The organism is Nonomuraea sp. NPDC046570 (genome assembly GCF_040645915.1).
In the GTDB taxonomy this organism is placed as follows: Bacteria; Actinomycetota; Actinomycetes; order Streptosporangiales; family Streptosporangiaceae; genus Nonomuraea.
Genome location: NZ_JBEYZF010000003.1, coordinates 120,058 through 146,264 on the forward strand (window position 1 = coordinate 120,058; position 26,207 = coordinate 146,264).

Here is a 26,207-nt window from a genome sequence, read left to right on the forward strand (position 1 = left end):
TCGACATGATCCGGCACGCCCACTTCGCGACGCCCGCCTGCGCGGGCGCGCTGGAGCGTGCCCTGATGTCGCGCGACGGCCTGGAGCGCTGACCCTTTCCCGTGAGTCCCGAAGGTGACCCGGCGGGGAGGGGTTGACGACCCTCGGGTCACCACCGGAACGGCATCGAAGGAACAGGGATCATGGCCAAGCAGGCCTACGTGCGGAGCAAGCCGCACCTCAACATCGGCACCATGGGTCACGTCGACCACGGCAAGACCACGCTCACCGCGGCGATCACCAAGGTGCTCAGCGAGCGGGGCGGGGCGCGCTACACGCCGTTCGAGCGGATCGACCGGACGCCGGAGGAGGCCGCCCGCGGCATCACCATCAACATCTCGCACGTCGAGTACGAGACCGCCACCCGGCACTACGCCCACGTGGACATGCCCGGCCACGCCGACTACGTGAAGAACATGATCACGGGGGCGGCGCAGCTCGACGGCGCGATCCTGGTCGTGTCCGCGCAGGACGGGATCATGCCGCAGACCCGCGAGCACGTAATGCTCGCCCGGCGGGTCGGCGTGGAGCACCTGGTCGTCGCGCTCAACAAGGCCGACGGGGCCGACCCCGAGCTGGCCGACCTGGTCGAGCTGGAGCTGAGCGAGCTGCTCGCCGAGCACGGGTACGGCGAGGTGCCGATGGTCAGGGTCTCGGGGCTGCGGGCGCTGGCCGGCGACCCGGTCTGGACGGCGTCGGTCGAGGCGCTGCTCCAGGCGGTCGACGAGCACGTGCCCGTGCCGGTGCGCTACACCGACGCGCCGTTCCTGATGCCGGTGGAGAACGTGCTCAGCGTCACCGGCCGGGGCACCGTGCTGACCGGGGCGATCGAGCGCGGCACCGTCAGCGTCGGCGACACCGTCCAGGCGGTCGGTCTCGGCGACGGCTTCACCGCGGTGGTGACCGGGGTGGAGACCTTCGGCAAGATCATGGAGCGGGGCGAGGCGGGCGACAACGCGGCGGTCCTGCTCCGCGGGGTCAGGCGCGAGCAGGTACGGCGCGGCCAGGTGCTGGCCGCACCGGGCACACAGAGCGCCCACCGGGCGTTCACCGCCCGGGTGTACCTGCTCACCGCCGAGGAGGGCGGCCGTCGCAAGCCGGTCGTGTCCGGGTACCGGCCGCAGTTCTACCTGCGCACGACGGACGTGCCGGGGCGGCTGGACCTGCCGGACGTGGCGCACCCCGGCGACACGGTCGAGGTGACCGTGGAGCTGGGCAAGGCGGTCGCGCTGGAGGCCGGGCTGGGCTTCGCGATCCGCGAGGGCGGCCTGACCGTCGGCGCGGGCACGGTCACCGCCGTCCTCGACTGAACACACATGTGCCTGATCCCTCCCGGCGAGGGATCAGGCACCCGTCCACCGGCCCACCTGGGCGGCTGACCCCAGACCGGTCACCGCCCGTTGTCGTACGTGAAGGTCCAGGCCAGGAATCCCGTGTCGTAACACTCCTTCACGATCTTGTAGTAGCGGCGGTAGGTGGACTGCACCGACACGCATTCCTCGCGTGTGGCGAACGAGCCCAGGTACGGCACCTCCTTCGCCGACGCCGGCAGTGCGGTCGACACGACGATGCCGAGCGTGGCGATGGCGACACAGGTGGAGACGGCACGCATGGACGCTCCTTGCGGATGGGGCGGGCAGAGTAAAGCAGCGTTCAGTGACTATTTGAACACAGAAAGTGATTACTCGAGGAGTAGCCCGCCACTCAGTTCGCCCGGACCGGCCTGCCCGGGAACGCGTCCGTGCGCAGGTGAGCGTCGCGGACCACGAACTCGCCGCCGACGATCACGTGCGTGAACCCGGCCGACGGGCGGGCGGTGTCGTCGTAGGTGGCCCGGTCGGTGACGGCCGCCGGGTCGAACACGGTGATGTCGGCATCGGCGCCCGGCTGGAGCCGCCCCTTGCGCCGCATCGCGGGCACGCCCGCACCGACCACGTCGGCGGGGACCAGCGTGCAGCGGCGGACGACTTCGGGCAGGCTCAGCACGCCCTGCTCCCGTACCAGCATGCGCAGGGCGCGCCCGTAGGTTCCGGCCGTGCGGGGGTGGGTGACGGCGGCGGGCGGCAGCGGCCACTCCAGCGGGTCGGCGACGCCGGAGCGCCACAGCAGCGGCACCGCGTCGGTGGCCACGGCCGCGTCGGGGAAGGCCAGGGCGCGCTCGATGAAGGCGAACTGGGCGGGGTCGTCCTCGTCGAGCAGGTGCACGAACGCCGCCGCCCCGGGCTCCCGCTCCCTGGCCTCGCGCAGCGCCGCCTCGCCGGAGAGCCGCCCGGCCGCGCCGAGCAGGCCGATCGAGTGCGGGGTGAGCCCGCGCCGGTGCAGCAGCTCGGGCGCGAGGAAGGCGGCGCCCACGCCGGTCATGCCCGCGCCGTACGGGTACGCCTCGGTCGTGACCCGCGCCCCCTCGGCGCGTACCCGCTCCACCAGCCCGAGCACCCGGTCGACGTGCCGGACCGAGGTGCTGTTGACGTGGCAGTAGTGCATGTGCGCGCCCGTCTCGGCGGCGGCCCTGACGATCTCCTCGGCGCCGTCGACCGGGGTGCCCGGGTCCATCTCGACCAGCTCGCGGGCGTGCGTGTAGGTCGGCAGGCCGGTGCGCGCGGCCAGTCCCGCCACCGACAGGTACTCCGCCGGGTCGATCCGGGGGGCGTACCCGACGAGGATGCCGATGCCGAGTGCGCCGTCGGCGAGGTCGCGTTCGAGCAGCCCGACGATGCGGTCCACGGCGGCCCGCTCGGCGGGGCGCTGCCAGGCGTCGCGGCCGATGTTGAGGAAGAAGTCGGACAGCTCTCCGGTGGGTTCCAGGCCGAGGAGCACCGCCATCCGGGCCACCGCCCACGACGTCGCGAAGCCGTAGTTGAGCGGCCTGCCCTCCAGCCCCGCCCTGCGGTAGGCGGCGCCGACGGGGTAGCAGCCCGCCTCCAGCTCCAGCACGGTGGTCACGCCGTCGAGCGCCTGCAGCCGCTGCCCGGCCACGTCGACGCTGTGGCTGTGCAGGTCGATGAACCCCGGGCAGACCACCAACCCCGTCACGTCGACGCGCGTCGTGCCGTCGAGGGGTGTCTCCGACACCGCCCGCACGGCGCCGCCGGTGACACCGACGTCGCGGACGGCGTCGAGCCCTGTCTCCGGGTCGATCACCCGCCCGTTGGCGAGGACCAGGTCGTAGGTGGTCATACGGACTCCTTAACACGCAGGTGGAACTGGTCGGCGCGCTGGGGGACGACGAAGGCGATCAGCGCGCCCAGCACGGTTGTGCCGATAAGCAGCCCGAAGGCGGCGGTATACGAGAAGCGGTCGACGAGGAAGCCCATCAGGACGGGGGTGACGGCGCCGGCGATCTGGCCGCCCACGTTGACCACGCCCATGCCCGCCCCGATCACGGCCGGCGGCAGAGCCCGTACCGGCATGCCGAGGATGCCCATCGCGGACAGCCCGGACACGGCCAGCGCCAGCGTCTGGAACAGCGTGAACCCGGCGGTGGTCTCCGCCTGCACCATGAGCACCAGCAGGACGGCCGTGCACAGCAGCAGCGGGATCACGTACAGCCGGGCCCGCTGGTGGAAGTAGCGGTCGAACAGCCAGCCGCCGGCGATGGTCGTCACCGTCATCACCAGGGCCGGGATGGCCGCGAACAGGCCCGTGTTCAGCAACGAGATGCCGCGCTCCTCCATGAGGTAGCTGGGCACCCAGGTGATCATGCCGTAGCCGAGCATGTTGGTCGCGCAGAACAGCGCGGCGAACTTCCACACCGACGGCGACCGCAGCACCGACGAGACCCCGACGGACGCGCCGGCCACCTGGTCGGAGCCGTTCAGCGCGGCGGGCAGCCGCTTCGGCAGCAGCGCCCACAGCGCGAGGCCGATCACCACGCCCGCGGCGGCCGTCACCCAGAAGGTGTGCCGCCACCCGAACACCAGCAGCAGCGGAGCCACGATCAGCGGCGCAAGGCCCGCGCCGAGCTGGTTGGCGCCCAGCATCGACCCGGTCGCGGTGGCCCGCCGCTCCGGGGTCGTCCGCTCGGCCAGCGCCTTGAACGAGGCTCCGGGGAACAGCCCCTGCCCGACACCGAACAGCGCCCGGATCACCAGCAGCGCCGCCAGCCCCCAGGCCAGCCCGGTGAGGGCGGTGAACACCGACCACAGCAGCAGCGACACCACGAGCAGCCGCCGTGCCCCGAAGCGGTCGGCCAGGATGCCGCCGGGGAGCTGGCAGAGCAGGTAGGCCAGGGAGAAGACGGTGATCAGCCATCCCTGCTCGGTCTTGCTGAGCTCGAATTCGGCACCGATGAACGGCAGCGCGACCGCCATCATCACCCGGTCCACGTAGTCGATGACCCATGCGCCCATGAGCAGGCCGACGGTGACGGTGGCAGTCTTGCGTATCCGCGCGGGGGTCCACTCCGTCTCGGGGAGCGAGCCAGTGTCAACGAGTCCCATGCGGCCTCCGTCGGTCGAGAGCTTTCGAGTACCCTCCGTCACCGTGCGCCGCGAGCACTTCGTGTGGCGGCACGAACCCCGCGCGCTCTGTCGTGCTCCCGTACGAAGATCAGCGTCCTGGGTCTGGTCGGGTCCTGATCCTGGCCGACCGTACGGCGGGCCTGAGCGGACGCCCCACCCTGGCGACGCTGAGCAGCCGCGCGGGGTCGGCCACGCCGAGCAGGCGGGCCAGAGCGGCCCTGGTGTCCGCGCAGTCGATGACCTGGCTGAGCGGGTGGGCGGCGTATCCGAGGCCGGACAGGGCGAGCCACTGCCGCATGAGCACCCGGCCCATCGTGACCTGATCCTCCACCGGCCCGACCAGCACCAGCACCTCGCCGTCGTAGTCGAGCAGTCCGCGTGAGCTGTCGGCGAGCACCTTGGGCAGGCCGATCGGGCGCAGCAGCGGGTAGGCGGGACGGCTCAGCACCGCCCGCAGGCCGAGCGCCTCGGCCCTGCTCAGCGACAGCGCGCGGTCGGTGAGCCCGTCCTGCCGGTAGCGCGGATGCCGCGGGGTCAGCCGCAGCCACTCCCGCAACTCGCCCGTGACCCGCGGATCCCCGAACTGGTGCCGGTCGGCGTCGTGCAGCAACCCCACCAGCTCCCGGCACGCCACCCGCCACACCCCTGCGCCGCCCACTCCCCCGGCCCACGATCCGGCGGATCCCGCTCTCGCGAATCGCCCGTCGCCGCCGGCTCCGGCCCCGGGAAGCAGCGGCAGCTCGCCGGTGAAGGCGTGCCGGATGACCTCCTTGATGACGCCGTCGTCCAGGCGTCCCGGGAGGTACGGCCCGCGGTTGGAGCCTCGGGCGCGCACGTCCGCGGTGGTGAAGGGTGTCTGGTACGGGTGCGGCGTGCCGTACAGGAAGCCGATGCGGGATGGGCCGGGGTCGGGGCGGAAGGCGACGCGCAGGCCCGCGGAGGCGCAGACGATCAGGCAGCACTCGACGAACGCGCCGAGGCTCAGGCGCAGGTCGCGGCTTGTGGGGTCGCTGATCGGCAGCGCGTGGGCGGGGTCCCAGCCGATCTCCGCCTCCTGGTCGCCGTAGCGCAGCGTCCAGGGCTGGGTGTTGTGCGCGCTGGGCGCCCGCCAGAAGTCGGGTTCCAGGTCCCGTAGCTCCTTCACGCCAGGTCCTTGCCGTAGAAGGTGTAGCCGTGCAGCGGCCGGCCGCCCATGGTGAGGTACTGGGCGGCGGAGCCGGGGTTGGTGCGTTCGACGTAGGTGCTGCGCAGGGTGTGGTAGCCGCCCTGACGCAGGCCGTCGTGCAGGTCGCGGCAGAGCAGCCGCATGTAGCCCCGGCCTTGCTCGCCGGGAACGGTGCCCTTGATGATGAGGACGGCGTCGCGGCGGTACCGCGAGCGGGTGGCCAGCAGCCGGAGCTGCTGCAGCAGCCCCAGATTCCCACGCATTTTCGCGACGAACTCCGAAATATCCGGCAGGCACAGCACGAAGGCGACCGGCCGCCCCGCCTTGGTCAGGTACAGCAGCAGGGCCTCGTCCAGCAGGTAGGCGAGCCCGTCGGTCTGCGCCGCGAGCTGCTCGGCGGAGATCTCCGTGTAGTAGCCCAGCTCGGCGAAGCTGGCGTTCAGCATGCCGCGCAGAATCGGTAGCTGCTCCCCGATCCGCCTGCGGTCCCCGCGATGCACCACCAGGTCCTCGGCCGCGATCCGCGCGTCGTCGAAGGCGAACACGTCCTCGGCGGGCACCGGGCAGATCCAGGTGTCGGCCTCGAACCTGCGCCCGAACCCGGACGCCTCGTAGACGCCCGGGTAGTAGGGCGGGTTCCAGGCGCTGTCGATGAAGCCGCGTTCCTCGAAGCCCGAGGTGATCACGCCGCCCGAGTGGTTGGGCAGCAGGGAGACGGGCCCGAACGCGGCGGCCTTCCCCGAGGCGCGGCCTTCGGCGCAGATCGCCTCCAGGAGCTCCTCCCCCGCGTCCTCGGTGAACTCGGTCAGTCCGAACAGCCGCGTGGGCCTGCCGAGCTTGGCGTCGAAGGCGGGGTCCTCGTGCAGGGTGGTGCGGCCGACCACCTCGCCGCCGCGCCTGAACACGCAGAGCCGTACCCCCTGCTCGCGCCAGGCGCGCACCTGCGCGCGCAGCGGTGGGATGAAGCGGGGGTCGCCGCCGTGCAGGCGGTCGGTGAGGGTGAGGAAGTCGCGCAGGTCGCGGCGGGTGGCCACGGTCCGGAGGGTCACCGGCGCACCACCGCGGGGCCGTCGCCGACCTCGCCGGACAGCGGGGTGAAGGTCGGGATGTGCGCCATCTCGCCGCCTTCGGCCCGCCACAGCCCGTTGGAGTACCCAGCCGGTTCAGCCGTATAAATCCGGATATATCCGGCGGTGGCGTTCTTGGTGCCGTCGGTCACCCACTGCATCAGCTTCCGGTGGTGGCGGCTGCGGGCGAAGCGCAGCAGGGCGTCGCGGTCGGTGAAGAAGGCCATCGTGCCGAGCGTGAAGGGGAACTCCCAGTAGACCTTGTGCCAGCAGTACCCGCGCATGCGCTTCATGTCGCGCACCATCCGGAACCAGGTGAAGCTCAACGTGAAGATCGACAACGGGCTCCGGTAGCGGGTGGCCCCGACGAACATGGCCGTCGCCTGCCCCTGCGGCGGCGCCTGGCTGAAATCGGTGGTCCTCATGCGTCCTTCACCAGATAGACGTTCTTCATCTTGGTCAGCCCGGCGAACGGCCCCTCGCCCAGCTTGTGGATCCGCACCCGCAGGTCGGCCGCCGTCGGATCCTCCTTCAGCGACTCGGCGAAGTCCCGCGAGACCTTCACCAGGTGCTCCACGACTCCCCCGCGGCAGATCTCGGCGAGCTTGCCGTGGTCGGCCGTGGACCCCTCGCGCAGCTCGATGTTGACCACCGGCCGGTACTCCAGACCGGGCAGCTCCTCCAGCGACAGGCAGAACCGGGCGATGTCGGCGGCGTACGGGTTGCCCTCGTACAGCCCGTACTCCACGTCCTGCGGGTAGAGGTTGGCGCCCATGTAGGAGATCGTCGAGTCCTTGCGCCCGAACAGGAACAGCAGCGGCAGGTTCATCCGCTCGTCGGTCCAGGTCTCCCGGTAGGCGGGCCCGAGCACCCGCTTCACCTCCGCCAGCGTGCGCAGGCGCGCCTCGTCGCCGATGTTGTAGCGCAGCTTGGGCTGCAGGCAGCTCTTGGTGTTGATCGTGCACAGCAGCTCGCCCCGCTCGTTGACCTCCAGGAAGGTCTCCAGCGGGTTGTAGTGGAAGATCATCGGGAGCCGCTGCTCGCCGGGGCCGAGCAGCTCGCGCCGCACCCGCTCGTCGGTGGCCAGCAGCTTGCGCAGCCGTACGGAGAAGCCGCTCTCCGCCCCCATCCCGATCGTCAGGTCGCTGGCCCCGTAGCCCGACCGCACCTCCTCGAAGCGCTCCTCCAGGTAGTCGCGCAGCGCCTCGGTCATGCCCTCGCCGCCCACCAGCCCGCGCACCCGGTAGTCGGCCCACGGGAAGCCGTCGGCGTCCAGCCGGTCGCGCAGGTGCTTCAGGAAGGGCGGATAGGCGGCCACCACGTAGTCGTATCCCGGCCCGAAGTGCAGCAGTGTGTCGACGATCTTCTCCAGGTCGGGCCCGGTGTTCTTGACCATCGCGATCCGCGCCATCGCGGTGCCGGTGGTCGTGCCCGTCGCCCAGGCGCCCATCGAGTAGGCGTTGATCACGAACAGCTTGTCACCGGGGAAGACCAGCTCGATGTACCCGGCCGCGTTGCGGTAGATGCCCTTGAGCTCACGCGGCCCGCGCACCCAGTTGTACGGCTTGCCGCTCGACCCCGACGACTCGTCGACGATCACGCCAGGCCGGTGCAGCCTGCCCTCCTGGCAGCGGCTCCGCTCGTCGTACACCCCGGCGTAGTTCTGCTTGCTGGTCTCGGGGAAGTCGCCCAGGCGGCGGGCGTTCCCGGCGCCGTTCCCGGTGAGGAAGTCACGGTAGGCGGGCACGTCGACGGCGGCGAACTGGCAGGCGACGCGCGCGTGCAGGGCGGCCAGCCGGTCGAGGGCCGGGTGGTAGGTGCGGGCCACGAACTTCCAGACGGCCGGATGCATCGAGCCGAGCTGGTAGGCGCCGGTCAGCAACCAGGAGTAGGTCTGCAACCTGGCCCTGCGCCAGTGCTGGCGCGGGCTGAGTCGACCCAGACGGGGGGACAAGCGAGTCATGCCAGCGAACTGTAGTGAAAAGCGATAAATGCTGACTTGAAACTCACTGTCGATCTGCTGGAAGCGCGCGGGCGGCGATGATGGCGTCCAGGTTGGCGCGGGCGGTCTCCAGGTCGTCGATGGCCTCGTCCAGCCGCTCGCGTTCCCTGGACAGGCCGGTGACCAGCTCCGGGCAGGTCGGCACCTGCAGGTCGCCCTCGTCGAGCCCGCTGGTGGTCGTCTGCGTGCTGGACTACCACGCGGTGCGATCGATCCTCGGCGGCGTGGGCGCCGCGCTGGGGGGCCGTACGCTGGTCAACCTCACCGGCGACACGCCACAGCGGGCCCGCGAGATGGCCGCCTGGGCCGCCGAGCAGGGGGCCGGCTACCTCGACGGCGCGATCCTGACCCCGGCCGTGACCATCGGCGGGCCTGAGGCCGCCTTCCTGTACAGCGGCCCGGAAGCCCTGTACGAGGCGCACCGCCCCTCGCTGGCGAGCCTGGGCGGCACCGCCTCCTACCTGGGCGCGGACCCCGGCCGGGCGGCCGCGTACGACGTGGCGCTGCTCGACCTCTTCTGGACGTCCATGAGCGGCGTCGTGCACGCCTTCGCGCTGGCCTCGGCGGAGGGCGTCCCGGCGGAGGAGTTGCTGCCGTACGCCAAGGAGCTCGGCGGCTACCTCCCCGGCATGATCGACGTCTTCGCGCAGCACATCGGCGACGGCCACTACCCGGGCGAGGAATCCTCCCTCGTCTCGGCGGCCGCCGCCATGGAGCACGTCGTCCACACGGCGCGGGACCGCGGCCTGGACGACGGCGTACTGAACTCCGCCCTCGCCTCCACCCGGCGGGCGATCGACGCCGGGCACGGCGCCGACGCCTACTCCCGCGTGGCGCAGGTGCTCGCGGAGGGGCGGAATTCGCTGTAGCACGGCCGCCCGCAGAGGCGGCGCCAGGGCTCGGCGGGCGTGCGGCACCCCGGGCCCGGCACGGTGTGCCGGGCCGCGCGGGTGCGGGGTGTCAGGTGCTCTGGTCGGCGACTCGGAAGGCGACGCCGCCCTTGTCGTCGGCTCCGGCGTCGAGCTTCTTGTCCTCCAGGACGCTGGCGGCGACGGGGTCGAGGTACACCCTCGCACCCTCGGCCTCGACCACCTCGTCGGTCGGGTGCGGCCGGTCGATCGTGAGCACCAGCGACCCTTCCCCGTTGCCCTGCGACGAGATGCGCACGCCGCTGTCTTCGGGCTCGGACGAGCCCGCGGTGAGGTCACGGATCGCCTGGGCGGCGTTTGCGGTCAGGGTGAGCACTGTGGCCCCTCCTCAGTGGTCGGCTTACATGAACTGCACGCCATTCCCCTGCTTCCCGCCTCCAACCATCCTGACGCCAGGTTTCTCACCTCCGCCGTTCGGCTCCGCCGACGGGATGAGCGGGAAAGCCCCTGGGTGTAAGGGGTCGGTGTCGTGGGCTGTGGAACCGTCAATTCTTGTCCAAGAGGGCCGTCGTCACCCAGGCGACGTCACGGCGACGAGCCGTCGCGCCCGAGTGGCGTCGGCCGGGTGGAGGTCAGCCGGTGACCCCGGAGGAGCCCGGCCCCGGCCTGCCGTATGGCGAGGTCCGGGACCGGGCTCCCGGACCGGGCGTACGGCGAGATCCGAGGCCGGGCTCCCGGCCCGAGCGGCGCCGTCAGGCGGCCGCGCGGGCCGACAGCGGCACGGTCGCCTGGCGGGTGGTGCCGTTGACGGTGACCGCGACGACCACCAGGCCCTCGCGCAGGGCGGTGAGCGTGCCCGTCGCCGGGTCGAGGACCGCCACATGGCGGGCCTTGGCGCCCGAGCGGGACCCGATGTGCAGGTTGGGCGACCCCGACCAGCTCACCGACACCGGATAGGCCACCGGCACCTCCCGCTCCCCCTGCTTCAGCGTCGCCGACACCTTGCCGGGCGTGCCGACCTCGACGGAGGCGGGCGCGTTCAGCGTGAGCGTGTCCAGGTGCGGCCGGACCTGCGTTCCGATCCAGGCCGGCGCGTCGACGAACCAGTTGCGCCGCACCTGCGCCGCCTCCTGCTCGCTGACCGGGTCCACACCCCACAGCGACCACCCGGTGAACCCGCCGTCGTCGGCGGAGGTGGCCGGGTTCTTGCCGGAGTTGCCGTTGATGAAGTACGGCACAGCGTCCACCCGCGAGGCGTGGAAGGTCCCGACATGGCTGCCGATGAAGGCCGCCCCCTTGCCGGTGGTCCGCTGGAAGTCGGCCAGCCATCCCTCGACCAGCGCGGCCTCCTTCCGGTCGCCGAGCTGGCTGCCCTTGCCGGGCGTGGGGTCACGCGGCGGCACGTGGAACAGCACGACGACCGATCCGACGGAGGCGTCCTTGGCCGCGGTGTCCAGCTTCTCGCGCAGCATGGCGATCTGGTCGAAGCCGCCGCCGCGCAGGTTCAGCCGCGAGGTGTCCAGCGTGACGAACCTGGTCCCCTTGTGGTCGAAGGAGCGGAAGGTGTCCCCGAAGACCGCCGTGAAGTTGTCGATCTTCCCGCCCATCACCTCGTGGTTCCCGGGCACGTAGTAGTAGGGCAGCTCCCCCTTCAACTCCTCGTCCAGGATGCGCTTGGCCAGCGCGAAGTCCCCGGGCGAGGCCTCGTCCACCAGGTCACCGTTGATCAGCAGGAAGTCCGGCCCGGCGGCCTTGATCTCCTGCAGGGTACGGCGGGCGTTCCTGACGATGTCGCTGTCCGGATCGCGGGCGACGAACTGCGCGTCGGACATGACCGCGAACCGCCACGGCATCCGCGCCACCTCGGGCCTGACCACCGGGTCGGCGACCTTGGCCGCGGGGGGCACCTCGACGGTCGGCGTCACCTTGGCCACCAGCCCGTCGATGACGATCTCGCTGGTGTAGCTCGCCTCGCCCTTGGTCTCGGCGACGTAGAAGCGCCGCAGCTTCAGCGGGTAGCTGACGCCCGGCGGAACGGTGAACTCGACGTACTTCCAGCCGCTCCACGTCAGGTACGGCCCGCGCAGCACCTGCGACTGCCCCTGGGCGTCGTAGAACTCCAGGCTCGGCCACTCGCCCTTGCCGGTCGAGTTGATCCACATCCCGAACGCCTGCGGCTGGCCGGCCACCACGATCTGCTGTGGCGGGCTGGCGTACGCGGCGCGGGTGGCGGTGGACTGGGTGAAGTCGTAGGCGAGCTTCAGCCCGCCGCCGCTCTGGCCGGGCGCGGCCGACAGCGAGCCGGTGGCCCTGGCGGCGGCGAACGTCCACGACGCGGCGTCGTCGAACGCGGCCACGGGCACGTCCTCGTAGCCGATCGTCACCGGTACGGCGACCGACAGCTTGCCCACCTTGGCGGTGACCAGGCCGGAGCCGCCGGCCTTGAGCGCCTTGACGGTGAAGAAGCCGTGCTCGGACGGGGTCACCTCGAGCAGCGCGCGGTCGTAGTCGAGGCGCAGGTCGTCCGGCTCGATGGGCGCGGAGTTGCCGTTGCGGTCGTAGCCGACCACGCCGAACGCGCCGGTGGCGTCGGCTCCGGCCAGGCCGACCCGGTCGGCGGTGGCGCCGAGCCTGGCCAGCGGCTGCAGGACGGTCAGCTCGATGGCGCCCTTGGCGGCGCCGCGCGAGGCGGTGACCTTGGTCTGGCCGGGCACCAGCGCCCGGAAGACGCCGCCCTTGCCGACGAGGCCGTGCACGGCGGGGTTGCTCCGCCACGACGGGGTGCCGGCGGCGGGGCCGTACGTCTCGTCGTAGCCCGCGGCGGTCAGCCGCCGGGTGAGGCCGGGGAAGACGCGGTCGGGGCGGCCACCGGCGACGGGACCGACGCCGGGCGCCTTGGCCGGGTCGGCGGCGGTCTCCAGCCAGAAGCCCTTGAGCGCGCCGCTGCCCTGCGGGGCGTAGAGGGCCAGGCCGTTGGGCACGTGGCGCTCGCCGCCGTCGGACGGGCTGTTCTCGACCTGCACCGCGGCGGAGCCGGGCTCGCGGGCGAGCAGGGTCGAGGAGCCGCCGCCGTCGAGGTTGAGCGCGCTGTGCGCGCCCATCTCGATCATCAGCGCGGCCAGTTCGTCGAGCGTGACGCCGCGGCTGTCGGCCTGCCGTCCGTCGACGGTGAGCAGGTACATCTCGCGGCCGTCGGCGGAGAAGCCGACCGCGGTGCGCGGGTGGGCGGCGGGGTCGCCGGAGACCTGCGCCTTGCCGTCCTTGACGAGCACGTAGCTGCCGCCGACGGCGGTGTCGACCTGGTCGCCGTCGGAGGGCTTGGGCTGGTAGCGCACGTCGACCTTGTCGCCGGGCTTGAGCGCGGCGAGCTTGGCCGCGCCCGCGTCCCTGGCGAGCAGGATCGTGGTGCCGGCGGGGATCGGGCCGGTGCCGGCCTCGGTGCGCACCTCGGCGACGACGCCGCCGTTGAGCACGACCTCGGTCACCGCCGTGGCGCCCTCGACCGCGCGGGCGCGGGTGTAGGAGCCCCAGAGCGGGGTGAACAGGCCGACGCCGTCCTTCTGGATGAGCTGGTTGAACTGGGTGAGCGCGATCGGCGCGCCGCCGCCGGGGGTGGCGCTGCCCTCGAAGTGCATGGACAACACCCGGCCGACGCCTTCGGCCGAGATGGCGGCGGCGTTGGTCCAGCCGCCGCTGGGCGACTGGACGAGTTCGCCGTCGCGCACGCCGACGCCGAGGGCGGCGCCGGAGCGGTTGATGTCGAAGAAGTCGCCGTTGACGGCGGCGACCGCGCGGGCGCGCCCGGCGGGCCCGGACAGCGGCTCGGTCTTGGACACCTCCCCGGAGTTCAGGTACCCGGCCTTGACCCCGCCGGACAGGTCGGCGGTGAGGGCGTCGGCGCGGGTCCATCCGGCGGCGTCGTAGCGGTCGAAGGAGGTGAGGGTCAGTCCGGGCGCGACCGGCCTGGTCCTGGTCGCCGTCTCCAGGCGCTTCGCCCCTGGTACGGCGAGCAGCGTGGAGGCCGCGGGATAGGACGACGCCTTGAGGGCGTCCTCGATGGGGGGCTGGGGATCGGCCTGTGCGGGCACGGCGATCGTTAACACGAGCGCCGCGGCGGCCGCGAATCTGAGGGTGAGCACGACCGAACTCAATCGGTCCTGCATATAAGTTTCAAGACTTTGGGGTGAACTAAAAGAAAATTTCAGATCTTGGGGAGGTTAGGTCCCATAACCACTGGCGCATGACAAGCCGCCCACGCAGACTGGAAGCAGGCACAGGCACACATGTGGAGCAAACGTGGACACACAGTTCGATCACATGCCGCTTCTGTCGAGAGGCAGACACCGTAACCCACGCAAGGGCGCCTGCTTCATGGAGCTGGCCTCCTACCTGGCGGGTGAACGCTGGAGCGATCATCCATCCTGCACACACCCGCTGCTCGCCGGGCTCGCCCGCCTGGTCAACGACCACACCACCGACGCGCGGCGGAGCGAGCTGATCGACCTGGTGCCGTCCATCATCGGCGTGGCCGGCGACGACCTGCGGCTGGACGCCCGCATCGCGCTGCGTGCCGCCACCACGGCGCTGCCGGTGGCCGCCGCCGAGCGGCAGCTCGCGCTCGCGGTCTCGGTGCTGGCCGCCGAGGAGATGCTGGCCAAGCTCGACAGGCGCGAGCCGAGGCTGGAGGAGCAGAGCAGGGCGGCCTTCCGGCAGGTGCCGCTGGCCGCCGAGTCGGCGCGCCGGTTCAGCCGCGCCGCCAGGATGACCGCCAGGAACTTCCGCAGGTTCGCCGCGCCGAACGCCGTCCAGCTCGCCGTGGTCGGCATCGCCCAGGCCTGCGTGCCCGACCCCGACACGATCCTGCGCGACCTGCTGATCAGGGCGATCGCCGACACCCGGGCCCTGCTCGCGGTTTCCGAGCCCGAGGTGCGGGCACTCGTCGGTTAGGGCCTGGCGAAACAGCCTGCGCAACGCGCCGACCAGGGGCATCAGGGGAGCATACAGACGGCGCTCAGCTCACGAACTCGGCGACGTTCTCCTTGGTGACGACCTTCACGGGGACGGCCACGGTCTTCCCCAGGGTCTCGCCGCCCGCCGCCTTGATCGCGGCCTGCACGGCCTGCTTGCCGAGGAGTCTCGGCTGCTGGGCGATCGTGGCGGCCATGGTGCCCGCCTGCACCGCCTTCAGCGCGTCGGGGGTGCCGTCGAAGCCGACGACCTTGACCTCCTGACCGGCCTTGGCGCCCAGCGCCTTGATCGCGCCCAGCGCCATCTCGTCGTTCTGGGCGAAGACGCCGGTGATGCCCGGCTGGGACTGCAGCAGATTCGTCATCACGTCCAGGCCCTTGGTCCGGTCGAAGTCGGCGGGCTGCTGGGCGACGACCCTGATGCCGGGGAAGGCCTTGATGCCCTCGGTGAAGCCCTGGCCGCGCTCGCGGGCGGCGGAGGTGCCCGGCACGCCTTCGAGGACGGCGACCTCGCCCTTCTCCCCCATCTGCTCGGCAAGCTCCTGCGCGGCGAGCCGCCCGCCCGCCACGTTGTCGGAGGCGACGGTCTGGGCGACCTCGGCGCCGTTGACGCCCCGGTCCACGGCGATCACCGGGATCTTCACCCGGTCGGCGGCCTTCACGGCGGGCGCGGCGGCGTCGGAGTCGACCGGGTTCAGGATGATCGCCTTCATGCTCTGGCTGGTGAAGTTCTGCACCTGGTTGACCTGCTGGGAGGCGTCGTTCTGGGCGTCGGTGACGGTGAGCTGCGCGCCCCGCGTCCTGGCCTCCTCCTCGGCGCCCTGGCGGAGCTGGACGAAGTAGGGGTTGTTCAGCGTCGACACCGACATGCCGAGCTTGACGGGTCCCCCGCCGCCGGAGGTGTCCGTGTCGCAGGCGGTCAGGGCGAGGACGAGGACGGCGACGAGGCCGACGGTGCGCTTCATGGTGGTTCCCCCTAGATGGTGGTACGGCGGCGCAGGGTGTCGAGCAGGACCGCGAGCGCGATCACCACGCCGATGACGACCTGCTGCCAGAAGGCGGACACGGACAGCAGGTTGAGCCCGTTGCGCAGCACGGCGAGGATGAGCGCGCCGACGAACGTGCCGAACGCCCTGCCCTTGCCGCCGGACAGGCTCGCCCCACCGATCACCACGGCCGCGATCGCGTCGAGCTCGTACCCGGCGGCGGCCTGCGGCTGCGCGGAGGCCAGGCGGCTGGCCAGCACGATGCCGGCCACGGCGGCGAACAGGCCGGACAGCGCGTAGGTGATGAGCTTCTGCCGGTCGACCCTGATGCCGGAGAGCCTGGCGGCCTCCTCGTTGCCGCCGATGGCGTACATCGCGCGGCCCACGTAGGTGCGGTTGAGGATCACCGAGGTGATCAGGCCGACGACCACCATGACGATCACCGGGACCGGCAGGTAGGAGCCGATCGTGTCGCCGAGGTGGGCGACGGCCTCGGGCATCGCGATCGGGCTGCCCTGCGAGATGACCAGGGCCAGGCCCCTGGCGATGCCGAGCATGGCCAGGGTGGCGATGAACGGGGGCAGCTTGCCGTACGCGATCAGGGTGGCGTTGACCAGGCCGGCGGCGAGGCCGACGGCGAGCCCGAGGAGGGTGGCGAGCGGCCACGGCAGGCCGGCGTCGGTGGCCGACCAGGCCAGCACGATCGCCGACAGCGCGGCGACCGAGCCGACCGACAGGTCGATGCCGCCGGTGATGATGACGAACGTGACGCCGAAGGCCAGGATCGCGGTGACGGCCGCCTGCACGCCCACGTTGAGCAGGTTCGTCACGGTCAGGAAGTCGCTGGACAGCAGGGAGAGCGCGACGGCCAGGACCACGAGGGCCGCCAGCGCGCCGTTCTCGGCCAGCCAGACGACGGCGGGCGAACGTCTGGTGAACGTCTCAGCGGACATGGGCGTCCTCCACCTCGGTGACGGCCAGGGCCATCACCGCGTCCTGGGTCGCCGCCCGGCCCGTCAGCTCGCCGACGAGCCGGCCGCGGGCCATCACCAGGATCCGGTCGCTCATGCCCAGGATCTCGGGAAGATCGCTGGAGATCATGAGCACCGCGTGCCCCGAGGCGGTGAGCGAGTTGATCAACTGGTAGATCTCGACCTTGGCGCCGACGTCGATGCCGCGCGTGGGTTCGTCGAGCACGAGCACCCGGGCCTCGGCGAGCAGCCACTTGCCGATGACGACTTTCTGCTGGTTGCCGCCGGACAGGGTGCGGACCTCCTGGTCGAGGCCGCTCATCCGGACGCCGAGCTGTTCGGCCACGGCGGCGGCCGCCGTGCGCTGCCCGGCCCGGTCGACGAAGCCCGCCCGGCTGGTTCTGCCCAGGGTGACCAGTCCGAGGTTCTCCCCCACATCGGCGCCGAGCACCAGCCCCTGTCCCTTGCGATCCTCGGGGACCAGCCCGAGCCCGGCCTCCAGCGCGGCGCTCACGTCCCCCGGCGGCAGCCGCCTGCCCTCCACCAGGACCTCTCCCGCGTCATGGAAGTCCGCCCCGAAGACCGCCCGCGCCACCTCGGTACGGCCGGCGCCGACCAGCCCGGCCATCCCGACCACCTCACCGGCCCTGACCTCGAACGAGACGTCCTTGAACGCCCCCCTCCTGCCGAGCGCGCGCACCCGCAGCAGCGGCTCGCCCGGCGTGCCGCGCTTCCTCGGGAACTGCTGGTCGATCGGGCGGCCCACCATGAGCCTGATCAGCTCGTTCTCGGCGGTGTCCGCGCGCACCTCGGCCACCGAGCGGCCGTCGCGCAGGACCGTGACCCGGTCGCCGATCTGCGGGATCTCCTCCAGGTGGTGGGTGATGAAGACGATCGCCACGCCCTGGTCGCGCAGCTGCCTGACGATGGCGAACAGCCGCTCGACCTCGCTGGTGGTGAGCACCGCCGTGGGCTCGTCCATGATGAGCACCCGGGCGTTCAGGTCGAGCGCCTTGGCGATCTCGACCATCTGCATGCGGGCGATGCCGAGGCGGCCGACGGGCGTGCGCGGGTCGACGTCGACGCCGACCCGCTTGAGCAGTTCGGCCGCCCGCGCGTACATCCGCCCGCGGTCGAGCAGGCCGAAGCGGCGCGGCTGGCGGCCGAGCATCAGGTTCTCGGCCACGCTCAGCTCGGGGACCAGGTTGAACTCCTGGTAGATGGTGGCGATGCCGAGCCGCCGGGCGTCGCCGGCGTGGTGGACGCGTACCGGCTCGCCGTCGACGCGGATCTCGCCGGCGTCCGGCTGGTAGGCGCCCGACAGCATCTTGATGAGGGTGCTCTTGCCCGCGCCGTTCTCACCGAGCAGCACGTGCACCTCGCCGGGGTTCAGGTCGAGGTCGACCTCGTCGAGCGCCACCACGCCGGGGAACGTCTTACGCAGGCCCCGCACCTGGACGAGGCTCACCAGGTGTCCTTCCCCTCACGGAAGAACACCGCCGCGCGCCCGCCGCCTTCACCCTCCATCCGCCCATATGTCGCCGCTCCCGGCTAGAGCCAAGACCAAGGCCCTCGATCGGCTCGGCAAAGTCAGGAGGTCATCCGGCGCAGGGCGAGCAGTTCGCTGCGGTAGTCGGGCCCGGCCGGAGCCCAGGTCGGCAGCGCCAGGCCGTGCGACATCAGCGTGCGCCCGTGCCAGCGCGACCCCTCCGGTACGGCGGGCCCGCCGTCACCGCCGACCACCTCGTACACGGCGTCGGGGTCGAGCCCGGCCAGCCGCAGCCGCCCCGACACGCTGCCGTTGTACCCGTACGGGTGGTAGGCGAGGACCACGACCTCCGCGCCCAGGGTGTACTGCACGGCCGAGGCGGTCACCCCGGGCGTGCCCGCCAGGCGGTGCAGGCGGCCGTGCTGGACGACGTGCCGTACCTCCTTGTAGGCGGCGACCAGCTCGCGTGCCTCGGCCAGTTCCTCGGCGGTCCACTCCGGCAGGTCGCCGCCGATGCCGAGGGTGCCGGCCATCGCCACGTGGAAGCGGTAGCGCAGCGGCACCACCCGGCCGGTGATGGCGTTGGCGCGGTCGGTCACCCAGCACGACATGGCGCCCGCCGGGTAGAGGTAGGAGTAGCCCTGCTGGATGGCCTGCCGGTCGCGGGCGTCGGTGTTGTCGGAGGTCCACACCTGGTCGGTGCGGCGCAGGATGCCCAGGTCGACCCGGCCGCCGCCGCCCGAGCACGACTCGATGCGCAGGCCGGGGTTGCGGCGGCGCAGCTCGTCCATGACGGCGTAGACGCCCCGGGTGTGCTTGATCCACAGCAGGTCGCCGCGCTCCCCCTCGCCGGGCCAGCCCGCCTGGGTGAAGCTGCGGTTCATGTCCCACTTCAGGTAGACCAGGCCGTGGTCGCGCACCAGCGGGTCGAGCCAGCCGACCGCCCAGGCGCGGACGTCGTCGCGGGCGAAGTTGAGCACCAGCTGGTTGCGCATGGTGTCGCGGCGCCTGCCGGGGTAGTGCAGCACCCAGTCGGGGTTCTTGCGGTACAGGTCGCTGTCGGGGTTGACCATCTCGGGCTCCACCCACAGCCCGGCCTGCATGCCGAGGCCGCGCACGGCGTCGAACAGGCCGTTCAGCCCCTGGGGGAAGCGGTCGGGGTTGGGCCACCAGTCGCCGAGGCCGCGGGTGTCGTCGGTGCGCTCGCCGAACCAGCCGTCGTCGACGACGAACAGCTCCACGCCCAGGTCGGCGGCGCGGCGGGCCAGGTCGAGCTGGCCCGCCTCGGTGACCTCGAACCAGGTCGCCTCCCAGGAGTTGTAGAGGACCGGGCGCAGCTCGCCGGGGTGGGGCAGCACGTGCCGCCGGGCGTACTCGTGCCAGGACCGGCTGGCGGTGCCGTACCCGCCGGTGGTGTGCAGGCCGAGGGCGGGCGGGGTCTCCAGCGTGTCGCCGGGGGTCAGGTACCAGGACGGGCCCTCGTGGCCGAATCCGGCGCTGATCGCGACGTCGCCCTCCGGCCTGCGCTGGGCGGTCAGCCGCCACGAGCCGCTCCAGGCCAGGGCGACGGTCCACACCTCGCCGGTCTCCTCGGTGGCGTCGCCCGCGTCGACCATGATCCACGGGTTGGCCTTGTGCGAGGTGGTGCCGGTCCTGCTGGTGAAGGTGGTCTCGCCGACGGGCAGCTCGGCACGCTGGAGCTGGGTCTCCTGCGCCCAGCCGCCGTACACGCCGGTGTAGCGGTGGCGGGGCCTGGCGGGCAGCACCCAGCTTCCGGAGTCGAGCCGGTGCAGCCGTACGGCCGCGGCCCCCTCGTTGGCCACGCTCACCCACCGCTCGATCACGTCGCCCCCCTCGGGGCAGCGCAGGTGCAGGCTCACCCGCAGCCCGTGCGCGGCGTCGCGCAACACCAGCTCCAGCTCGTCGTCACTCTCGACGGCCCGTTCGAAGGCGAGCTCGACCGAGCGCACCCCGCCCTCGAATGTGGCCTGCAGCGACGGCACCCCCCAGCGCCGCCCGCCGTCGACGGGCAGCAGCTCGTCGATGTCGTCCGGGTCGAGGAAGCTGGTGCCGTGGTAGCGGGCCGGCTGCAGCGTCACCTCGGCCAGCGCGGCGACCGGCAGCCGCGGCCCCCAGTACCACTGCACGACCTTGACCTCCTCGCCCTCCTCGACGCTGAGCAGGTAGGTGGTGGTCTCGGTGACGGCGGCCCAGGTGTTCGGGCGTCCGGGGACCTGCAGGACGGGCATGTCTGCTCCAGCGTCAAAAGGGGAGGACTTATGACAAGATCCTCTCTCAGCGCGCAGGCGTAGGTGAAGGGGGAGCCCCCGATCAGACGGCTCTGCCCCGCCATTCCCGGTAGCGGCGGATGAGCTGCGCGGTCGACGGGTCGGGGGCCGTGGCGGGCGGTTCGGCGGAGGTCAGGGCGGGGGCCAGGTCCATCGCCATCTTCTTGCCCAGCTCGACGCCCCACTGGTCGAAGGAGTCGATGCCCCAGATCGTGCCCTGGACGAACACCATGTGCTCGTACAGCGCGACGAGCTGGCCCAGCGTGGACGGCGTGAGTCTGGGGGCGAGGATCGTCGAGGTGGGCCGGTTGCCCGGCATCACCTTGTGCGGCACAACGCCCTCGGCCGTGCCCTCGGCGGCGATCTCCTCGGCCGTCTTGCCGAAGGCCAGGGCCGAGGTCTGCGCCAGCAGGTTCGCGGTGAGCAGGTCGTGCATGCCCTCGCGGTCCTCCTGCGGCTCGGCGAAGCCCAGGAAGTCGGCCGGGACCAGCCGGGTGCCCTGGTGCAGGAGCTGGTAGAAGGCGTGCTGCCCGTTGGTGCCCGGCTCGCCCCAGAAGATCTCCCCGGTGTCCACGGTCACCGGCGTGCCGTCGGCCCGCACCGACTTCCCGTTGGACTCCATGGTGAGCTGCTGCAGGTAGGCGGGAAAACGATGCAGACGCTGGCTGTACGGCAGGACCGCCCGGGTCTGGGCGTCGAAGAAGTCGGTGTACCAGACGCCGAGCAGCGCCATCAGCACCGGCATGTTCGCCTCGAACGGCGCGGTGCGGAAGTGCTCGTCGATGGTGTGGAACCCGGCGAGCATCTCGCCGAACCGCTCCGGCCCGACGGCGAGCATCAGCGACAGCCCGATCGCCCCGTCGTAGGAGTAGCGCCCGCCCACCCAGTCCCAGAAGCCGAACATGTTGTCGGTGTCGATGCCGAACTCGGCGACCTTGGCGGCGTTGGTGGAGACGGCGACGAAGTGCCGCGACACCGCCTCGTCGCCGAGCGCGCCGACCAGCCAGGAGCGGGCCACCTTGGCGTTGGTCAGCGTCTCCAGCGTGGTGAAGGTCTTGGAGCTGATCACGAACAGCGTGCGGGCCGGGTCGAGGCCGCGCAGGTTGCCGGTGATGTCGGCGGGGTCGATGTTGGAGACGAACCTGGCCTCGATCCCGGCGTCGGCGTAGTCGCGCAGCGCCTCGTAGGCCATGGCGGGCCCGAGGTCGGAGCCGCCGATGCCGATGTTGACCACGGTGGTGATGCGCTCGCCGGTGTGGCCCTTCCACTCCCCCGAGCGGACCCGGCGGGCGAAGTCGCCCATGCGGTCGAGCACCGCGTGCACGTCGCCCGTGACGTCCTGGCCGTCGACCTCGAGCGCGCTCCCGCGCGGCAGGCGCAGCGCGACGTGCAGGACGGCCCGGTCCTCGCTGACGTTGATGTGCTCGCCGCGGAACATGGCCTCGACGCGCTCGCGCAGGCCCGCCCGCTCGGCCAGCGCCACCAGCAGGCGCAGCGTCTCGTCGGTGGCCCGGTGCTTGGAGTAGTCGAGGTAGAGGTCGCCCGCGGTGAGGCTCATCCTGGTCGCGCGGCCGGGGTCCTCGGCGAACAGCTCGCGCAGATGCCTGCCGCCCAGCGCCTCGTGGTGCTTGGCCAGCGCGGCCCACTCCTGGCTCCGCGTCACGTCGCCGTCCACGTCTCCTCCTCGATCTCTGGAACTGATCACATCGTCCCGTAACGCCCTACCCAGGCGGGGCGATTCCGCGCACCTCTTCGGCCTGGGGCGGGGAATCACTCCCGTGCCAGGAAGAACTCGTGCTCGGACGCCAGCAGGGCCCGCTTCTCGGCGGCCTTGCCCGGGTACTCGAAGTGCCCCGCGGTGGTGACGAAGAGCTCCTTCGGCCCGGCCAGCGCGTTGTACACGGCGAACTGGCCGGGCGGCTGGACCGCCGGGTCGAACAGGGCGGCGCCGACGTGCACGGGGATCCGGGTGCGGGTCGAGGCGGTGGCCGCGTCGAAGTAGCGCAGCACCTCCACGACCTCGGGGTGCTCGGCGTGGTGGGTCCGCACCGCCTCGCCGCTGCCGACGCACGGCATCGTCAGGCGCAGCGGGTACTGCCCGAAGCTGGGCACCACCAGGGCGGCGACGCGGAAGCGGTCGTCCCAGGGCAGGGCGAGCGCGCCGATCCCGCCGCCGAAGCTGATGCCGCTGTAGCCGAGCCGCCCGGCGGCCTCCGGCACCAGGTGGAGCAGCGCGGTGGCGGCGCACCACACGTCGCCGGCGCAGCCGCCGTGGATGTACGTCTCGCGCGAGCCGATCCCCTGCAGCACATGGCCGGCGGCCGGGGCGGGCAGGTCGTCGCGCAGGCTGCGGGCGCCGATGCCGCGGGCGCACGGCCAGATGGCGGCGGTCCCGGGGAGCAGCGTCTCGGGCTCGGGGCGGTCGCGCCCGCTGTACCCGTGCACGGACACCAGGCCCCGCACCACATTCCCGTCCGCGGGCAGCGTCAGCCAGCCGCCGAGCCGGAACCCGCCGGTCGAGGTGAAGGTGACGCCGTGCGCCCGGAACCCGCCGGCCTCCCACTCCACCGGCCCCAGCTCGGCCGCCACGTCCACGGCCCGCGCCTCGGCGTGCCGCGCCCGCCAGAAGTCGTCGAAGCCGTCGGGCGCCTCGGGAGCCGGTACGGCGAGCAGCGCGTCGAGGTCGTAGCCGTAGGTCGGGTCGAAGGGGAAGTCGTGGACAAGGTCGTCGGTCGGCTGGGCCCGCACGTCACGCCTCCGTGATGGGTAGAAGATCGTCCCAGCCTATCGGCCCTGTTCCCGGCGCGGCGAAGGCGCGCAGGTCAGCGGGCCGGGACGCCGGACGTGGGACGTGGGATCGCCCATCTCGTGACCGGCGGTTCAGCTGGACGAGATCGTTCCGCCATACACACTCCTGCTACTCTATGTCATTAATTGATCGCTTTAAGTGACAGTGGGAGCTGTTGTGAAGGTTGCCTGCGTCGGCGGCGGGCCCGCCAGCCTGTACTTCTCGATCCTGATGAAGCGAGTGGACCCGTCCCACGACATCACCGTCTACGAGCGGAACCCGGCCACCTCGACGTACGGCTGGGGCGTGACCTTCGGGGCCGAACTGCTCAGCTATCTCCACGTCGCCGAGCCCGAATCCGCGCGCGCCATCAGCGAGAGCTCGGTCTCCTGGGACAACTGGGTCACGCGCATCCACGACCGCGCGACGGTGACGGAGCAGGCGGAGGAGGGCTTCGGCATCAGCCGCCACCGGCTGCTGGCCATCCTCGCCGACCGGGCCCGCGCCCTCGGCGTGCGCGTCGAGTTCCAGCGTGAGATCGCCGGCGAGGACGAGCTGGCCGACGCGGACCTGGTGGTGGCCGGTGACGGTGTCAACAGCGTGCTGCGCGAGCGCCACGCCGACCATTTCGGCGCCGAGGTCAGGGTCGAGCGGAACACCTACATCTGGCTCGGCACCACCAAGGTCTTCGACTCCTTCATCTTCGCCTTCGTGCAGACCGAGCACGGCTGGATCTGGTGTTACGGCTACAGGTTCAGCGAGGACCAGAGCACCTGCGTCATCGAGTGCGCTCCGGCGACCTGGAAGGGACTCGAGTTCGACCAGGCGAACGAGGCCGAGAGCCTGATCCTGCTGGAGAAGCTGTTCGCCGACATCCTGGACGGGCACCCGCTGATCGGCCGGCCGCAGGCCGACGGCAGCGCGCACTGGCTGAACTTCCGCACCCTGACCAACCGCCGGTGGTATCGCGGCAACCTCGTGCTGCTCGGGGACGCCGCGCACACGACGCACTTCTCCATCGGCGCGGGCACCACCCTCGCGCTGGAAGACGCCGCCTACCTGGTCGCCGCGCTGCACGGGGACACGCGACTCCGGCCCGGCCTCGCCGGCTACGAGCAGCAACGCAGATCCACGATTCGGCAGTTCCACAAAGCGGCCCGCTACAGCGCCCAGTGGTACGAGAACCTGCCGCGGTACATCGACCTTCCACCGATGGAGCTGGTCGCTTTGCAGTCCCGGCGGGAGTCCTCGCTGCTCCCGCACGTCCCGCCGCGGCTGTACTACCAGATGGGGCGGACCGTCGAGTCGCTGTGCGAATTCAAGCATCGGCTGGGCTCGAAGCTCGCACGAACCAGGCACGCCTACGGCGACGGCCTGAGCGGCGGCGTCGGGAGCTGATCACCCCTTCAGTCCGGTGTGCGCCAGGCCCTCGATGAACTGGCGCTGGGCCAGCACGAACACCACGAGCACCGGCAGGGCGGTCATCGAGGCGGCGGCGAGCTGCACGTTCCACATCGGCCCGCCGTAGGCGTCGACGAACTGGGTGAGCGCCTGCGGCAGGGTGAACCTGGCGGGGGTGGACAGGTAGACGATCGGTTCCAGGTACAGGTTCCAGCTGTGCAGGAAGGTGAAGATGGCGACCGCGCCGAGCGCCGGTCTGGCCAGCGGCAGCGCCACCCGGTAGAAGGTGCCGAAGCGGCCCAGGCCGTCGACGCGGGCCGCCTCCTCCAGTTCGCCGGGCAGGCTGACGAAGAACTGGCGCATGATGAACGTGGCCAGCACGCTCGGCGCGCCGAGGATCGGCACCACGATCAGCGGCCAGTGCGTGTCGGTGAGGCCGAGCCCGTGGAACATCTGGAACAGCGGCACGATCGTCACCTCGCTCGGGATCAGCAGGCCGAGCAGCACGACGACGAACAGCGCGTTCTGGCCGGGGAAGCGGATGCGGGCGAAGGCGTACCCGGCCATGGCGGCGACCGCCATCGTGCCCGCCGTCACCACCAGGGCGATGTACAGGCTGTTGAGGTACTGGCCCGCGAACGGCTGCAGCTCGAAGACCTTGGCGTAGGCGGAGAAGTCCCACGTGCCCGGCAGCAGGCTGGGCGGGAAGGCGAAGATCTCCCTGATCGGTTTGAGCGACGAGGTGACCATCCACCAGGTCGGGAAGACGAACGGCACACACAGCACCAGGAGCGTGCCGTACAGCAGGAGTTTGACCCTACGCCTCATGGAAGACCCACCTCCTGCGCATGCGCCACTGCACGATCGTGAGCACCGCGACGATGGCGAACAGCAGGACCGACAGGGTCGCGCCGTAGCCGAAATGATGGAACTGGAAGGCCTGCTGGTACAGGTAGTAGACGAGGACGGTGGTCGAGGTGCCTGGGCCGCCCTGGGTGAGGACGGCGATCTGGGCGAACACCTGCAGGGAGCCGACGACCGTGATGATCGAGGTGAGCAGGACGGTCGGGCTGATCAGCGGGAGGGTGATCCGGGCGAAGCGCCGCCACGCGCCCGCCCCGTCGAGCTGGGCGGCCTCGTAGAGCTGCGCCGGCACGCCCTGCAGGGCGGCGAGGAACAGCACCATGTTCAGGCCGACGTTCTTCAGCACCTGGACGATGATCACCGACAGCATGGCGGTGCCCTCGCCGCGCAGCCAGTTCGGCCCGGTGACGCCCGCGACCTCCAGCAGCCCGTTGAGGCCGCCGTCGGCCTGGAGCAGGAACTGCCAGACGATCGTCCAGGCGACCAGCGACACCACGACGGGCGAGAAGAACAGCGTCCGGAAGAACGTGGTGCCGCGCAGCCGCTGGTTGAGCAGGACGGCCAGGAGCAGCGCCAGGCCGAGGTTGAGCACGACCAGGCCCAGGGAGAACAGGCCAGTCGCGGCGAGCGCCTCGCGCACTCCGGGGTCGGCCAGCAGCTTGGCGTAGTTGTCGCCGCCGGTGAACTCGAACGTCCCGGCCAGCACGTTCCACTCGTGCAGGCTGTACCAGCCGACCAGGGCGAGCGGCAGCAGCACGAACAGCGCGCTGCCGAGCAGTTGCGGCGCCACGAGCAGGTAGCCGACCAGGTTGTCGCGGCGCCGTACGGTCCAGAAGGCCGCGTGCCCCACC

The 26,207-nt window shown here is 71.6% G+C and carries 22 protein-coding genes; 4 read left to right on the forward strand and 18 right to left on the reverse strand.

Translation table 11 applies throughout. The features are described 5' to 3' along the window. Positions 1 to 182 precede the first annotated feature (182 nt). Positions 183 to 1,349, forward strand: coding sequence for an elongation factor Tu (tuf, locus tag ABZ911_RS06710; RefSeq protein WP_358052658.1), 1,167 nt, complete (start codon positions 183 to 185; stop codon positions 1,347 to 1,349). 80 nt (positions 1,350 to 1,429) lie between these two features. Here the strand turns inward: tuf and ABZ911_RS06715 are convergent, their stop codons facing one another. The 8 genes from ABZ911_RS06715 to ABZ911_RS06750 form a co-directional block, all read right to left on the reverse strand. After that, on the reverse strand, positions 1,430 to 1,651 hold the full coding sequence (locus ABZ911_RS06715; protein ID WP_358052660.1) for a hypothetical protein: 222 nt from the start codon (positions 1,649 to 1,651) through the stop codon (positions 1,430 to 1,432). Positions 1,652 to 1,743: 92 nt separating this feature from the next. Then, complete coding sequence (locus ABZ911_RS06720; RefSeq protein WP_358052662.1) at positions 1,744 to 3,216, reverse strand: amidohydrolase family protein; 1,473 nt, start codon at positions 3,214 to 3,216, stop codon at positions 1,744 to 1,746. Further along, on the reverse strand, positions 3,213 to 4,478 hold the full coding sequence (locus ABZ911_RS06725; protein ID WP_358052664.1) for an MFS transporter: 1,266 nt from the start codon (positions 4,476 to 4,478) through the stop codon (positions 3,213 to 3,215). Before ABZ911_RS06725 ends, ABZ911_RS06720 begins: the two co-directional genes overlap by 4 nt. Positions 4,479 to 4,587: 109 nt before the next feature. Beyond that, the gene (locus tag ABZ911_RS06730) at positions 4,588 to 5,643 is read right to left on the reverse strand and encodes a hypothetical protein (RefSeq protein ID WP_358052666.1); all 1,056 of its coding nucleotides are present in this window, start codon (positions 5,641 to 5,643) and stop codon (positions 4,588 to 4,590) included. Continuing rightward, a complete protein-coding gene (locus tag ABZ911_RS06735) occupies positions 5,640 to 6,713 on the reverse strand; it encodes a hypothetical protein (protein WP_358052668.1) in 1,074 nt (357 codons plus the stop codon). Before ABZ911_RS06735 ends, ABZ911_RS06730 begins: the two co-directional genes overlap by 4 nt. Beyond that, the gene (locus tag ABZ911_RS06740; protein ID WP_358052670.1) at positions 6,710 to 7,156 is read right to left on the reverse strand and encodes a DUF4188 domain-containing protein; all 447 of its coding nucleotides are present in this window, start codon (positions 7,154 to 7,156) and stop codon (positions 6,710 to 6,712) included. The genes ABZ911_RS06735 and ABZ911_RS06740 overlap by 4 nt, the downstream gene beginning before the upstream one ends. After that, a complete protein-coding gene (locus tag ABZ911_RS06745) occupies positions 7,153 to 8,694 on the reverse strand; it encodes a phenylacetate--CoA ligase family protein (RefSeq protein WP_358052672.1) in 1,542 nt (513 codons plus the stop codon). Before ABZ911_RS06745 ends, ABZ911_RS06740 begins: the two co-directional genes overlap by 4 nt. 43 nt (positions 8,695 to 8,737) lie before the next feature. After that, positions 8,738 to 8,878 carry a hypothetical protein gene (locus ABZ911_RS06750; RefSeq protein ID WP_358052673.1) on the reverse strand — a complete coding sequence of 47 codons (141 nt, stop codon included), beginning with the start codon at positions 8,876 to 8,878 and terminating at the stop codon, positions 8,738 to 8,740. Here ABZ911_RS06750 and ABZ911_RS06755 point away from each other — a divergent pair. Then, entirely contained in the window at positions 8,853 to 9,602 is a 750-nt protein-coding gene (locus tag ABZ911_RS06755) for an NAD(P)-dependent oxidoreductase (RefSeq protein WP_358052675.1), read from the forward strand. The two genes, ABZ911_RS06750 and ABZ911_RS06755, sit on opposite strands and share 26 nt — an antisense overlap. A 91-nt stretch (positions 9,603 to 9,693) precedes the next feature. On the opposite strand, the gene ABZ911_RS06760 is transcribed toward ABZ911_RS06755, so the two are convergent. After that, positions 9,694 to 9,978 carry a Fe-S cluster assembly protein HesB gene (locus tag ABZ911_RS06760; protein WP_358052677.1) on the reverse strand — a complete coding sequence of 95 codons (285 nt, stop codon included), beginning with the start codon at positions 9,976 to 9,978 and terminating at the stop codon, positions 9,694 to 9,696. 376 nt (positions 9,979 to 10,354) lie between these two features. Then, positions 10,355 to 13,741, reverse strand: coding sequence for a phosphodiester glycosidase family protein (locus ABZ911_RS06765; protein ID WP_358052679.1), 3,387 nt, complete (start codon positions 13,739 to 13,741; stop codon positions 10,355 to 10,357). Positions 13,742 to 13,919: 178 nt separating this feature from the next. On the opposite strand from ABZ911_RS06765, the gene ABZ911_RS06770 reads away from it, so the two are divergent. After that, complete coding sequence (locus tag ABZ911_RS06770) at positions 13,920 to 14,549, forward strand: hypothetical protein (protein ID WP_358052681.1); 630 nt, start codon at positions 13,920 to 13,922, stop codon at positions 14,547 to 14,549. Positions 14,550 to 14,613: 64 nt separating this feature from the next. Here ABZ911_RS06770 and ABZ911_RS06775 read toward each other — a convergent pair whose 3' ends face one another. The 6 genes from ABZ911_RS06775 to ABZ911_RS06800 form a co-directional block, all read right to left on the reverse strand. Further along, positions 14,614 to 15,534: a substrate-binding domain-containing protein gene (locus tag ABZ911_RS06775; RefSeq protein ID WP_358052683.1), complete on the reverse strand. Its 921-nt coding sequence runs from the start codon at positions 15,532 to 15,534 to the stop codon at positions 14,614 to 14,616. Between the two features lie 11 nt (positions 15,535 to 15,545). Beyond that, positions 15,546 to 16,508, reverse strand: coding sequence for an ABC transporter permease (locus tag ABZ911_RS06780; RefSeq protein WP_358052685.1), 963 nt, complete (start codon positions 16,506 to 16,508; stop codon positions 15,546 to 15,548). Beyond that, on the reverse strand, positions 16,498 to 17,994 hold the full coding sequence (locus tag ABZ911_RS06785; RefSeq protein WP_358052687.1) for a sugar ABC transporter ATP-binding protein: 1,497 nt from the start codon (positions 17,992 to 17,994) through the stop codon (positions 16,498 to 16,500). Before ABZ911_RS06785 ends, ABZ911_RS06780 begins: the two co-directional genes overlap by 11 nt. 122 nt (positions 17,995 to 18,116) lie before the next feature. Then, positions 18,117 to 20,264, reverse strand: coding sequence for an alpha-galactosidase (locus ABZ911_RS06790; RefSeq protein WP_358052689.1), 2,148 nt, complete (start codon positions 20,262 to 20,264; stop codon positions 18,117 to 18,119). A gap of 82 nt (positions 20,265 to 20,346) precedes the next feature. Continuing rightward, entirely contained in the window at positions 20,347 to 21,978 is a 1,632-nt protein-coding gene (gene pgi / locus ABZ911_RS06795; RefSeq protein WP_358052691.1) for a glucose-6-phosphate isomerase, read from the reverse strand. Between the two features lie 95 nt (positions 21,979 to 22,073). After that, positions 22,074 to 23,051 carry an acetylxylan esterase gene (locus tag ABZ911_RS06800; RefSeq protein ID WP_358052693.1) on the reverse strand — a complete coding sequence of 326 codons (978 nt, stop codon included), beginning with the start codon at positions 23,049 to 23,051 and terminating at the stop codon, positions 22,074 to 22,076. A gap of 217 nt (positions 23,052 to 23,268) precedes the next feature. Here ABZ911_RS06800 and ABZ911_RS06805 point away from each other — a divergent pair, with 217 nt between their 5' ends. Then, positions 23,269 to 24,489, forward strand: a complete 1,221-nt coding sequence (locus ABZ911_RS06805) for an FAD-dependent monooxygenase (protein WP_358052695.1) — start codon at positions 23,269 to 23,271, stop codon at positions 24,487 to 24,489. Here ABZ911_RS06805 and ABZ911_RS06810 read toward each other — a convergent pair whose 3' ends face one another. Together ABZ911_RS06810 and ABZ911_RS06815 are read right to left on the reverse strand one after the other, a co-directional pair. Next, a complete protein-coding gene (locus ABZ911_RS06810) occupies positions 24,490 to 25,320 on the reverse strand; it encodes a carbohydrate ABC transporter permease (protein WP_358052697.1) in 831 nt (276 codons plus the stop codon). It lies immediately after the preceding gene. Continuing rightward, positions 25,310 to 26,206: a sugar ABC transporter permease gene (locus ABZ911_RS06815; protein WP_358052698.1), complete on the reverse strand. Its 897-nt coding sequence runs from the start codon at positions 26,204 to 26,206 to the stop codon at positions 25,310 to 25,312. The genes ABZ911_RS06810 and ABZ911_RS06815 overlap by 11 nt, the downstream gene beginning before the upstream one ends. Position 26,207: the final 1 nt, after the last annotated feature.

What these genes read in the sequence shown, in the direction of transcription:
- tuf (WP_358052658.1), top strand. Translation starts at nt 183, where the DNA reads ATGGCCAAGCAGGCCTACGTGCGGAGCAAGCCGCACCTCAACATCGGC.
- ABZ911_RS06715 (WP_358052660.1), bottom strand. Translation starts at nt 1,651, where the DNA reads ATGCGTGCCGTCTCCACCTGTGTCGCCATCGCCACGCTCGGCATCGTC.
- ABZ911_RS06720 (WP_358052662.1), bottom strand. Translation starts at nt 3,216, where the DNA reads ATGACCACCTACGACCTGGTCCTCGCCAACGGGCGGGTGATCGACCCG.
- ABZ911_RS06725 (WP_358052664.1), bottom strand. Translation starts at nt 4,478, where the DNA reads ATGGGACTCGTTGACACTGGCTCGCTCCCCGAGACGGAGTGGACCCCC.
- ABZ911_RS06740 (WP_358052670.1), bottom strand. Translation starts at nt 7,156, where the DNA reads ATGAGGACCACCGATTTCAGCCAGGCGCCGCCGCAGGGGCAGGCGACG.
- ABZ911_RS06745 (WP_358052672.1), bottom strand. Translation starts at nt 8,694, where the DNA reads ATGACTCGCTTGTCCCCCCGTCTGGGTCGACTCAGCCCGCGCCAGCAC.
- ABZ911_RS06770 (WP_358052681.1), top strand. Translation starts at nt 13,920, where the DNA reads ATGCCGCTTCTGTCGAGAGGCAGACACCGTAACCCACGCAAGGGCGCC.
- ABZ911_RS06775 (WP_358052683.1), bottom strand. Translation starts at nt 15,534, where the DNA reads ATGAAGCGCACCGTCGGCCTCGTCGCCGTCCTCGTCCTCGCCCTGACC.
- ABZ911_RS06780 (WP_358052685.1), bottom strand. Translation starts at nt 16,508, where the DNA reads ATGTCCGCTGAGACGTTCACCAGACGTTCGCCCGCCGTCGTCTGGCTG.
- ABZ911_RS06790 (WP_358052689.1), bottom strand. Translation starts at nt 20,264, where the DNA reads ATGCCCGTCCTGCAGGTCCCCGGACGCCCGAACACCTGGGCCGCCGTC.
- ABZ911_RS06810 (WP_358052697.1), bottom strand. Translation starts at nt 25,320, where the DNA reads ATGAGGCGTAGGGTCAAACTCCTGCTGTACGGCACGCTCCTGGTGCTG.